The organism is Zhouia spongiae (genome assembly GCF_022760175.1).
GTDB lineage: Bacteria > Bacteroidota > Bacteroidia > Flavobacteriales > Flavobacteriaceae > Zhouia > Zhouia spongiae.
Map to the genome: position 1 here is coordinate 3,330,284 of NZ_CP094326.1, position 13,085 is coordinate 3,343,368.

5 protein-coding genes are annotated in these 13,085 nt (G+C 43.2%); 1 reads left to right on the plus strand and 4 read right to left on the minus strand.

Annotated elements, in window-relative coordinates:
* Nucleotide 1: 1 nt before the first annotated feature.
* Nucleotides 2-1,117, plus strand: a complete 1,116-nt coding sequence (locus tag MQE36_RS14485; RefSeq protein WP_242936693.1) for an alkene reductase — start codon at nt 2-4, stop codon at nt 1,115-1,117.
* A gap of 230 nt (nt 1,118-1,347) precedes the next feature.
* Here the strand turns inward: MQE36_RS14485 and MQE36_RS14490 are convergent, their stop codons facing one another.
* The 4 genes from MQE36_RS14490 to MQE36_RS14505 all read right to left on the minus strand — a co-directional run bounded on the left by MQE36_RS14490 (nt 1,348) and on the right by MQE36_RS14505 (nt 12,839).
* The gene (locus tag MQE36_RS14490) at nt 1,348-3,282 is read right to left on the minus strand and encodes an OmpA family protein (protein ID WP_242936694.1); all 1,935 of its coding nucleotides are present in this window, start codon (nt 3,280-3,282) and stop codon (nt 1,348-1,350) included.
* A 12-nt stretch (nt 3,283-3,294) separates the two neighbouring features.
* Nucleotides 3,295-4,224 (minus strand): PorP/SprF family type IX secretion system membrane protein, encoded by a 930-nt coding sequence (locus MQE36_RS14495; protein ID WP_242936695.1) that lies wholly within the window; start codon nt 4,222-4,224, stop codon nt 3,295-3,297.
* A 141-nt stretch (nt 4,225-4,365) separates the two neighbouring features.
* On the minus strand, nt 4,366-11,976 hold the full coding sequence (locus tag MQE36_RS14500; protein WP_242936696.1) for an Ig-like domain-containing protein: 7,611 nt from the start codon (nt 11,974-11,976) through the stop codon (nt 4,366-4,368).
* A 509-nt stretch (nt 11,977-12,485) separates the two neighbouring features.
* The gene (locus MQE36_RS14505) at nt 12,486-12,839 is read right to left on the minus strand and encodes a hypothetical protein (RefSeq protein ID WP_242936697.1); all 354 of its coding nucleotides are present in this window, start codon (nt 12,837-12,839) and stop codon (nt 12,486-12,488) included.
* Nucleotides 12,840-13,085 lie beyond the last annotated feature (246 nt).

A 13,085-nucleotide genomic window follows, 5' to 3' on the forward strand; every position in this document is an offset into this window, starting at 1 on the left:
TATGGAAACTACTTTATTTACACCGTATACAATGGGTACCATCAAATTAAAGAACCGTTTCCTGATGGCACCGATGACCCGTTCAAGGAGTTCACAACCCGGAGATGTCCCCAATAGGTTGATGGCTGAATATTACGGGCAAAGGGCATCGGCAGGGATTATTATAACCGAAGCAACCCAGGTTTCTTTACAGGGAAAGGGCTATGCCAAAACGCCGGGAATATATACCCGCGAACAGGTTGATGGCTGGAAACTCATAACTGATGAAGTACATCGAAAAGAAAGTAAAATCTTTTTGCAGTTGTGGCATGTGGGCCGTGTAAGTTCTTCAAAAGTAAACGGACTCCAGCCTATCGCCCCGTCATCTATAGCTGCCAAAGGGACTCATGTCTATATTTTTGACGGAGCTCCCAATGGCGATGCTACTTTTATACCTGTCGAGGCTCCTAAAGAAATGAAACAGGAGGAAATAAACAAAGTTACGGCTGCATTTGTACAGGGAGCAAAAAATGCCATCGAAGCCGGCTTTGACGGTGTCGAGATCCATGGAGCCAACGGTTATTTGATCGATCAGTTTTTAAGAAGCAACTCCAATCAACGCACTGACGCATATGGGGGAAGTCCAGAAAACAGGGTTCGACTGCTGGTGGAAATTACACAGGCGGTTGCCGATGCCGTCGGAAATAACAAAGTAGGTGTCCGCTTGTCGCCTTTTATCAGTTTTAAGGATATGGCCGACCCTGAGATACTGGATACTATTATGATAGCGGCAAGGAAACTAGAAGGTATCGGTATTACCTACCTTCATTTGTGTGAAGCCGATTGGGAAGACGCCCCTGAAATTCCGGATGGTTTCAGAGTTGATCTGAGAAATACCTTCGGGAATACCATTATTGCAACGGGAAACAAAACGCCCGAACAAGGAGAGTATTTATTGGAAAGAGGCCTGGCAGACCTCATCGGATTCGGTCGTAATTTCCTGACGAATCCCGATTATCCCCAACGTGTAAAACTAAACGCTGAAATGAATACCATCAGCGACACACATACACTCTTTGGTGGAGGCACAGAAAGGGGGTATACAGATTATCCTTTTTTAAAGGATCGAAATCCATAATACAAATACCATAAAATTAAGGGCTGCCTCAAAGAGCCTTATACGATGCCGGTTCGGGCATTACCGAAATGAATCAGTAATTTTCATTGAAAGTACGCAGCAAACCATCGATAACTAAACCCTACGATTACCAATGTTTATACTGAGCGACAGTCAAAAAGCCTAACCTGACAATATATAATCTAATTTACTTTTGAAGCAGCCCCGTAACTAAATAACCAAATTAACCACTACTTTTCTATAATTATGAAATCTGATCTACGGTTTATCGAATGTTCGGTTTCGCTACATATGATGCCATTGACACAATGATTTTTCAGCCTGGTTTCTCCATAGCCTATGGCACTTTCGATCCGGTCGGGGTCTACCCCTCTTGAAACTATATAGTTCTGGGTAGCTTTAGCCCTTCTGTCTGAAAGTTTCATGTTATATGAATCATTCCCTCTTGAATCGGTGTGTGATTCAATCTTGATCTTGATATTTGGAAATTCATGTAAAGCAAATACAACTTTTTCAAGTTCAGGAATTGCTTTTTGGGTAATGTCACTTTTATCGTAATCAAAATATATAGGGTTCACCTTTATTTTTTCAACATTTCCTTCTTTTTCTACAATGCTTTCATAAGGTATCAGGTAAACATTCTTGTCTTTATACCGGGCTCCCGGCTCTTCGGTGGTTTCTATGGTTATCGTCTTTTCACTGTATTCCACCTTGGTAAAAACGACTTTGTAAGCGGAAGCACAGGTTAAAGTAATACTATACGATCCGTCGCTTTCACTCATCGTTTCTGAAATGAATTCATTGAACAGGTCGTATATTTTAATACTTGCCTCAGAAACAGGCTCTTTGGTTTTTTCGTCTAAAACCTGCCCTGAGTAGGTTTGGGTTGCAGGAACGATCTTTTTCTTAAAAGAATAAATATCGTCATCACCTTCACCCGAAGACCTGTTGGAAGCAAAATACCCGGTATTATCCTCTGCATTTATGATAAAGCTAAAATCATCCATGTTACTGTTAAGGGGAGCCCCAAGATTTTGGGGAATGCTGTATCTGCCATTTTCCAGAATTTTAGATTCAAAAACGTCTAAGCCACCCAGTCCGTAATGACTGTCAGATGCAAAATACAATGTACTCCCGGAAATAAAAGGGAACATTTCTCTTCCAACCGTATTAATTACCGGGCCAAGATTTACCGGAGTATCGGTATTGCCATTCTCAAACAGTCTTGTCACATAAATATCTGTTTGCCCATAGCCTCCGGGCATGTCCGAGGCGAAATATAAATAATTACCATCGGGACTTAATGTTGGATGTGCACATGAATAATCAGGACTATTGAATTTTAAAGGGGTGATATTTACAATCTTATTGTCTTTAATCTCTCCTTTTAATATTTGAAGGTTCGATACTCCTTTGTCATTCAATTCCAGTTTATTTCGCTGAACAAAATTTTTTGTAAAATATACTGTCTTGTAATCTGGAGAGAATGTTAATGTAGCATCGTGATAAGACGACTCCATATTGTTCAAGAATTTTTCAGGGTCACTAAGGTCGCCACTGGTTTCATCCCTCTTTGCTATAAACAAGTCCAGGTACGGTTGTTCATTCCATTCATAAATATCTTCTGTAATTCTGGAAGTATCCCTGGACGATGAGAAAACAATATCGCCTTTATAATAGGCAGCACCAAAATCTGAATATGGCGTATTTATTTTGAGCTCATAAATCGTATAAGCCGGCACTACACCGTCTGAGGACAAGCTATCGAGATGATCTTTTTGAGCAGCGATGACTTTCAGCCTGTCGAGGTCATCTTTATAATACTCTTTGATAACAGCATCAGCCTTTTTATATTCTTCCGAGGCCTTCATACTCTGAACATACTTAACAAAAGATGTTTCACTAAGGTTACCATCTTTTCTCTTATATAAAGTTTCGTACCATAAGTATGCATTGCTGTAATCATTTATATTAAAATAGCTATCAGCCAGCTTTTCTATAACTCCAATTTTTGGCTCTTTTGATTTTGCTACTATATCATGGTAAAGGTCAATAGCTTCTTTAAACTTGTAATTGTTAAAGTAATCGTCTGCCTTACTAACGCTCTGGGCACTTAAATAAAGGCTCGAAATTAAGATTATATGTAATACTAAAAGTTTTTTCATAGTGCTTAGAAATTAGAAAAATCTTGGTGAACGGGCTCTTTTTCTTAAACTTGGTAATATATATCGCAAGATGATCTCATGAGATCCATCGTTATATTTTCGAATTCCGGTGGTGGAATAATCAAAAGCATACCCGGCAAAAATGTTTTCACTTAACTGAAAACCAACCAGTGCACTCATAGCATCATTAAAACGATAACTGGCACCGGCTGTAAACTTTTGCTGTATCAGGAAGTTTGCTGAAACATCGACAGAAACGGGTGATCCGCTGACCATTTTAGCTAACACGGTCGGTTTAAAACGAACCGCGTCCGACAGGTCAAAAACATATCCCCCCATAAGATAATAATGCGGACTCTTATCTACCGCAACCTCTTCTTCATTATCGAAAAAGTTAGATTTGATAAAATTAGGAGCAGAAAGACCTACATACCAATTGGAACTATATAAAAATGCTCCTGCGCCGATTTTCGGCCTAACTTCATTGATATTTTCGTTTGTAGTTGGATCGCCCGGGTCGTAAGACGAACCTTTGGACCAATCTACACTAAATATATCGACACCGGCATTTATACCTAAACCTATTTTTAGTCCTCTTTTTAATAATAAATGATACGCAAAAGATCCTGTAAGATCTATTTCGTCCGAAGGGCCTATTCTATCCTTTACAGCTACAAACCCTAAGCCCACTTTTTCGTTAAGGGCACCCTGGATATTAAAGGTCTGGGTGGAAGGGGCTCCATCTAAATCTACCCATTGCGACCTGTGTAACAATGAAGCTTCCAGCCTGCCGTTCGATGCCGTATAACCGGGGTTTATAGTTAGTGTATTATACATATATTGGGTGAACTGTGGTTGTTGCTGCGCAAACATATTTCCCATGCACAAAAATGCAATTGCACTGAGAAACCGAACCGGCGTTAATATTTTTATGATTTTCATGTGAATATTTTTTATTTGTTCTTCAACGGTTATATAAAATTTGCACAAAAATCATCATCGCGGATCGTATGGTTCGCCTGAAAATTTTTGTGCTCATTTCATATCTCTTATTTTAAATTTTGATGTAACCTAATGTTTGTGTTATCTATTAAGGAAGATCCATCCTTTTTTATGAACTCCCATTTCTTCTACACTTAAAACATAGAAGTAAGTTCCTTCAGGAAGCGATTCTCCTCTATTGATCACACCACCCACATTTGCTACTCCGTTCCAATCATTCTGGTAGTTTTTGGCTTCATATACCAAAGTTCCGTAACGGTTGAACACCTGTAACCTGTTAGGGCCATAGTTTTCTAAACATTTGATCCTAAGCACATCGTTACTTCCGTCATTGTTCGGAGAGAAAATATTGTACACATGTAAACAACCTTCTATTGTTAATTCATCAGCAGTATTATCATTTCCTGTGTTGCCTAATACATCTGTTACAGTAACAACTACATCGTATGTACCGTCAATTAACTCGTCGCTATCCGGAATGGTAAGCGTCCAGGTATCGTCTCCGTCATCAACCAGATTTCCGTCGCCTTCCGAATACGTTACCCCGTTCACTGTTACAGTCAGGTCATCTACAGAATCGGCTGTACCTGTAATGGTCGGGGTGGTATCGTCTGTTTCCAAAGGTGTAACGGTTGGAGTTGTTACAGACGTATCTATTATGATTTCATCGGTTGTATTGTCAGAAGCAGTAGCTCCGGCATTATTAGTTGCAGTCGCAACTACATCGTACATACCATCAGGCAATTCATCCGAATCAGGTATCGTAAGTGCCCAGGTATCGTCTCCGTTATCAACCAGGTTCCCGTCGCCCTCCGAATACGTTACCCCATTCACTGTTACAGTCAGGTCATCTACAGAACCGGCCGTACCTGTAATTATCGGCGTGGTATCATTGGTCAACAACTCATCGACAGTAGGTGTGGCTGGAGGTGTCGTATCAATGGTCAGCTCATCAACGGTGTTGTCATTAGACATATTACCTACTGCATCGGTAGCTGTTACCGCCACATCGTAAGTACCATTGACCAATGCATCCGAACCAGGAATGGTAAGTGCCCAGGTATCGTCTCCGTTATCAACCAGGTTTACGTCGCCTTCGGTGTAGGTAACACCATTAACAGTTATTTCCAAACTGTCGGCAGAATCGGCTGTACCGGTAATGGTCGGCGTGGTATCTGCCGTTATAAGCGGATCAACTGTCGGTATCGCCGGATCGGTAGTATCAATAGTCAATTCGTCGGTAGTAATATCGTTAGCAGTATTCCCTACGTTATCAGTCGCGGTTGCCACTACATCATATACTCCATCCGGCAATTCATTCCCTGCAGGAATCGTAAGTGACCATGTAGCATCTCCGTTGTCAATCAGGTTTCCGTCGCCTTCGGTATAGGTAACCCCATTTACCGCTACGGTCAGCTCGTCTACAGAATCAGCTGTACCTGTAATCGTCGGGGTGGTATCATTGGTCGCCAATTCATTAACCGTAGGCACAGCCGGTGCTGTAGTATCTATGGTCAGCTCATCTGCTGTCGCATCATTTGAAGGATTCCCCGCCGCATCGGTAGCTGTTGCCATTACATCATACACCCCTTCCGGGATTTCATTTCCGGCAGGAATCGTAAGCGTCCAGGTATCATCCCCATTATCAACCAGGTTTCCGTCCCCTTCCGTATAAGTAACCCCGTTTACCGCTACGGTCAGCTCATCTACAGAATCGGCAGTACCCGTAATCGTCGGTGTCGTATCATTGGTTATTAATTCGTTTACGGTAGGAATTGTAGGTGTAGTAAGGTCGATGGTCAGCTCATCGGTAGTATTGTCATTAGACATATTCCCTGCCGCATCAGTAGCGGTAGCTTCCACATCGTAAACTCCTTCCGGCAGTTCATTTCCTGACGGGATGGTAAGTGCCCAGGTATTATTCCCATTATCGACGAGATTTCCGTCGCCTTCCGTATAAGTAATACCGTTTACCGCTACGGTCAGACCATCAACAGAATCGGCTGTTCCTGTGATTGTCGGTGTCGTATCGTTGGTAACCAATTCATTTACTGTAGGAATTACAGGTGCTGTAGTATCGATGGTCAGCTCATCCGTTGTATTGTCATTAGAGGTATTCCCTGCAACATCCGTAGTCGTCGCCATTACATCATATACTCCTTCCGGCAATTCACTCCCGGCAGGAATGGTAAGTGCCCAGGTGTTATCTCCGTTATCAACCAAGTTTCCGTCCCCTTCCGTATAAGTAATACCGTTTACCGCTACAGTCAGCTCATCTACAGAATCGGCAGTACCCGTAATCGTCGGCGTGGTATCGTTGGTAACCAGTTCGTTCACGGTAGGTACTGTTGGTGCTATCGTATCGATAGTCAGCTCATCGGTAGTGACATCAGTTGAAGGATTCCCCGCAGCATCGGTAGCTATTGCCGATACATTGTAAATTCCGTCAGGAATCTCATTTCCGGCAGGAATCGTAAGTGTCCACGTATCATCTCCATTATCAACCAGGTTTCCGTCGCCTTCCGAATAGGTAACCCCGTTTACCGCTACAGTCAGCTCATCTACAGAATCGGCTGTACCCGTAATCGTCGGTGTTGTATCGTTGGTAACCAATTCGTTCACGGTAGGAACGGTTGGTACTGTGGTATCTATGGTCAGCTCATCGGTGGTGGCATCGTTAGAAGGATTACCCGCAGCATCGGTAGCCGTCGCCATTACATCATATACTCCTTCCGGCAGTTCATTTCCGGCAGGAATGGTAAGTGTCCAGGTATTATCTCCATTATCAACCAGGTTTCCGTCGCCTTCCGTATAGGTAACCCCGTTTACTATTACTGTCAGCTCATCTACAGAGTCGGCTGTTCCTGTAATCGTAGGTGTCGTATCGTTAGTAACCAGTTCATTAACCGTAGGCACAGTCGGTGCTGTAATATCTATGGTCAGCTCATCGGTGGTGACATCAGTTGAAGCGTTGCCCGCAGCATCGGTAGCCGTCGCCATTACATCATATACTCCTTCCGGCAATTCACTCCCGGCAGGAATGGTAAGTGTCCAGGTATCATCTCCATTATCAACCAGGTTTCCGTCGCCTTCGGTATAGGTAACCCCGTTTACCGCTACTGTAAGCTCGTCTACAGAATCGGCTGTTCCTGTGATTGTCGGTGTGGTATCGTTAGTAACCAGTTCGTTCACGGTAGGAACAGTTGGCGCTATCGTATCAATGGTCAATTCATCGGAGGTAGTATCAGTTGAAGGGTTCCCCGCCGCATCGGTAGCTGTCGCCAATACATTGTAGATTCCATCAGGAATTTCATTTCCGGCAGGAATCGTAAGCGTCCAGGTATCATCTCCATTATCAACCAGGTTTCCGTCGCCTTCCGAATACGTTATCCCATTCACTGTTACCGCTAGCTCGTCTACAGAATCGGCTGTTCCTGTGATTGTCGGCGTGGTATCATTGGTTATTAATTCGTTTACGGTAGGAATTGTAGGTGCAGTAAGGTCGATGGTCAGCTCATCGGTAGTATTGTCATTAGACATATTCCCTGCCGCATCGGTAGCGGTAGCTTCCACATCGTAAACTCCTTCCGGGATCTCATTTCCGGCAGGAATGGTAAGCGTCCAGGTGTTATCCCCGTTATCAACCAGATTTCCGTCGCCTTCGGTATAGGTAACCCCGTTTACTGCTATAGTAAGCCCTGCATCAGAATCGGATGTACCGGTTAATATTGGGGTCGTATCATTCGTTACCAATTCATTAATAGTTGGTATGGTTGGTGCTATGGTATCGACAGTTAATTCATTAACCGTATTATCGGTAGAAATGTACATGCCATCAGAAGCAACCGCTCTTACATCATATACATTATCAGGAAGTGCATCAGTACCCGGAATCGTAAGCGTCCAGGTGTCGTCTCCATTATCAACCAGATTTCCATCACCTTCCGTATAGGTAATTCCATTTACTGTTACAGTAAGATCGTCTATAGAATCTGCCGTACCGGTAATGGTCGGTGTCGTATCACTGGTAATCTGTGCATTTACGGTAGGGCTGTTAGGGGCATTAATATTAACCGTTAACTCGTCGGTTGTAATATCTGTACTCTGATTTCCTGCAGCATCGGTTGCCGTTGCTTCTACATCGTAAGTACCATCAGGAATCTCATTTCCTACCGGAATCGTCAGCGACCATGTATTATTACCATTATCTACTAAATTTCCATCACCTTCCGTATAAGTCACTCCGTTTACTGTTAACTCTAAAACATCTTCAGAAGTAGCAGTTCCGGTGATGGTAGGAGTACTGTTATTTGTAGTTAGCGGGGTTACTGTCGGAATAACCGGATCGGTTAAATCAATTACCAATTCATCAGTAGTATTATCGACAGCAGTATTTCCGGCTTCGTCAGTAGCTGTGGCAACAACATCGTACGTACCTTCCGGGATCTCATTTCCGGCAGGAACTGTAAGTGTCCAGGTATCGTCACTATTATCAACCAGGTTCCCGTCCCCTTCGGTATAGGTAACTCCGTTTACTGCTACTGTAAGCTCGTCTACAGAATCGGCTGTTCCTGTGATTGTCGGTGTGGTATCTGTTGTTATCAACGGATCTACTGTGGGCAGTGTTGGGTCCGTTGTATCGATGATAAGTTCATCTGTAGTAGCATCGGTAGAAGGATTACCCGCAGCATCGGTAGCCGTCGCCAATACATCGTACGTACCTTCCGGAATCTCATTTCCTGCGGGAATCGTAAGTGCCCAGGTGTTGTCCCCGTTATCAACCAAGTTTCCATCACCTTCGGTATAAGTAAGCCCGTTTACCGCTACAGTCAGTTCATCAACAGAATCGGCTGTTCCGGTAAGTGTCGGGGTGGTATCGTTGGTAACCAGCGCATTCACCGTAGGAATGGCCGGTGCTGTAAGATCGATGGTCAACTCATCGGTGGTGGCATCGTTTGAAGGATTGCCCGCAGCATCGGTAGCTGTAGCTTCTACATCGTATGTACCTTCCGGGATCTCATTTCCGGCAGGAACTGTAAGTGCCCAGGTGTCGTCTCCGTTATCAACCAGATTTCCGTCGCCTTCCGTATAAGTAATACCATTTACTGTTACCGTCAGTTCATCAACAGAATCGGCTGTTCCGGTAATTATCGGGGTGGTATCGTTGGTAACCAGGTCATTTACTGTAGGAATTACAGGTGCCGTGGTATCGATGGTATATTCGTGAGTGTCTTCTGCTGTAGATGTACAATCCGGCCCCACATGTGTTATTACGGCTTCGATAGTTAAGTCGGTATCGGCAATGAGCCCGCTTCCCGGAACCTGTACCGTAAAGCTGTTGTCGCCTTGTACTGTGGTGTTATATGCTGTTCCGTTTACTATTACAGACACAGCATCTCCCGGGGCGGCATCATCTGCGGCCTGACCGACAATATTCACCTGTCCTGCTGCTTCCTGAATGTTCACAACATCATCGTCTGCTATGCTGGTTATGGTGATTGTAGGATTGTTTTCAAGTCCGTCAATAGTACGCGGATTTACATAAGCGCCATAAACTTCGATTTTATTGATCACACTGGCTAGGCCGCTTATTTTAATACGGACTTCATCATAATCCCCGGTGCTGATCAGCCCGGCAAACTGATATCGGTCGGGGTCTCCTGTGATCTCAAGGTCCAATAATCCTAATGCTTCCAGTAAGAGGAGTCCGCTACCGCTATTGGTATCAACTTCCACATCGTCCAAATAAGTAGTAATGGTAACAGCATCCAGCAGATTTACCTGGAGTACATCGTTGGCATCACGGATCAAAAAGCCTACCTCGCTTCCGGCGGGGTAAACCCCCAGGGCATTTTTTACTGCAATGGAAGCTTCTTCTAATACGCCTACTCCTAAAGTGACTGTAGCAAAATCCGTATCATCGGCTGTCAATACATTTTCGGCATCACTTACCGAGGTTCCGATACCAACTCCTCCCGTAACTCCGGTATATTCGCTGTTCAGGATTACAGGCTGACCGGGATTTGTGAGTGGGGTTATATCACAAACAATGTCTTCTTCACGTAAGGGTTCAAGAATAAGTCCATGTATGTTTGTTGTACCGAGGTCTACACTTACCGGTTGATTGATCGTGATCTGAACCTCATCAAAAGGCATAGAGGCCACAAAACCTACCTGATAACGGTTATTACCAAATAACAGACCACTATCGACTACCAGTAATTCATTGGTACTGCCGTTGACAGTTTCCTGTTGAACACCATCCAAATAAGTGGTCAGGGTTACGGAATTAATAAGTTCCAGGTTTAAGAGCCCTCCGGTACTAATATCAAACCCGGTATAGGTATCTGCAGAATATGTGCTTAAAGGGTCCGCTACAGACAGGGAAGCGCTGTTTAAAGCACCTAAGGCCAGGTCGATGGTAGCATAATTGTTGTTATCTGCATCTATTACGGCATTGGCATTGGTAATACTACCTACTCCGATTCCGCTGATCCCCGTGTTAATCCCGTTAATATAGAGGGGGAAATCAGGTTCGGTTGCCATAACAGGCATATTATCTACCAATGCTGAGGTGTTTGCCGGACAAAATGATTTTAAGGTTAAGCCATATACATTCATACTTCCCAGCAAGCCGGTTCCGGTAATTTGAACCTCATCAAAATCCTGGGTGGTGATAAACCCGATCTGTGAACGTTCGTTTCCGGAATTTAAGATACTGGTATTTAAGGCCAGGATCCCGTTGGAGGTACCGTTAATGCTTTCCTGTTGTACACCATCCAAATAGGTGGTCATGGTTACTGCATCCAGTAGTCCTACAGTAAGGAGGGAGGTAGACTCAACATCAAAACCGGCAAAAGTCCCGGCAGAATATGTCGACACCTCATCCTTAATAGCCAAAGCCCCGGTACCAAGAGTGAAATTTAAAGTGGTATAATTATCCGGGTTGTTATCGACTGCATTTTGAGCATCTGAATTACCGTTTACTGTTAATATGTTACTTAGATTACTATTGTCTTCCGAAACGTTCATAGGATAAGCAGGCTGCATTACCGGTGTTGTGGTGTTACACACTAAAGCAGGACCGGCTTCATACCGGGTAATAACTGCATTGTACACTTCAACAGAATAGGCTACTCCCAGACTTATCGGGTTAAAATATTCGAATCGTATTTCATCGAAATCCTGAGAGGCAACAAAACCAATGGTTGAATTACCGTTTGCCAATAGATTAACATCGAGCAATGAACCGTTAAAGGCCTTACTTTCTACTTCTGTTCCATTGTTCCAAATCGAAATGGTTATCGTCGGAGCTACTCCCAGATTTAAGAGTCCCTGAACATTAAAGTTATATCCGGCCCAGGTTCCGGCCGGATATGTATTAACCGGATCGTTTACCGATAGGCTTGCCGTACATGCAACGGTTAAAAGCCCCAGGTTAATAGTTGCTGAATTGTTTAGGTCGGCGTCGACCAAGTTGCCTTCATCGGTAATACCGGTGCCCAAGCACACACCACTATTTCCTAAGTCGTTTGCCTGAACATTATAATTCCCATTTGTCCATGGTGAAGGAATATTGGCAGGTGCATTGGTTATTTGCGCCTGCGTTGAATGGACACTTAAGGTTATTGCAAAAATATACAGCACGAAGCAAAATATTTTGCGTACAGTTAAAATAATTGTTTGTTTCATAATATGTAGGGTTTAAATTGAATACAAAATCATGCGATAGTGGAAACGACACCATCGTTTTTGAGTTTTTGATAAACTACCTCGGGGCAAGCCCACGAGAGGACCAAGCGTAAAGAAAAGGTCTGGTAGACCTTTTTAGCGATGGAGCCGGCCGGCGCATGGCAAAACATTTCGACGCAAGCCCTGTGAAATTCCGTCAGGACTATTTCACAAGGGCAAGTCCTATGAAATTCTATTAGGAATATTTCACAAGGACAAGTGTCGGAGCGTTTAAATCTCGATGATCGAGTAAATATTTCCGGAGTCACTTACCTCAAGTCCTTTGAATAGCAGTTCACAAGGGCCGGTTCACGACCTTATGTACAAATACCAGTCTGTCAGAGGTCTCTCCGGCAGAAAAAGGACAGGCATATGAAAAAACCGACTCCGAAGTATTCCGGTAATTACCGGAACAGCATCCTTAAATTTCTATTTATAAATCCTTGATTAAAATAAGATCGTTTCTTTGGTCAGATCTTCCCATAAGCATGCACCGGACTGTCTTCCGACAATACCTTCGGAAGAAGGTTATTACCTACATCAACGGTAGCATGGCTTATTGTGTTGACAGGAAAGGCCATAGGAAATTCCGACACTATATAAACGCCATGATCGCCCGGTACATTGAATATTTCCGGGCCGGCTTCAAGATCAGCTTTGTTTTTTTGATTTGCGTCGATTATAGCCAAAGGAACATCAGCATTTTCGATTATTTGATCAACAAAAACGGTAGTTTGCGGATTTGTATCATCCTGATATAAAAAAAGTGCAGATAGCGCAAGACAAGCCCTCCAGCACAATAAATGGGTAAACAGTAGTTTCATAATATGTAAGGTTTATTGGATACATGGTATAAATTTTTGTTTACACTAAATAAGCGCGCACAGGGGGATTTAATATTTACTGATATCTAAAAGTAATGATTTAATTTTTATTTATACAAAAAATTCTTAAGAAAATTTTCTTACAAGGAAATCAGGGAAGTTATAAAAACTGATTAAAACACCAGTATTTTAAATGCTTTTTTTTAGAAGAAATCTGATATCTGCCGGAGGGTCATTATTTATGCA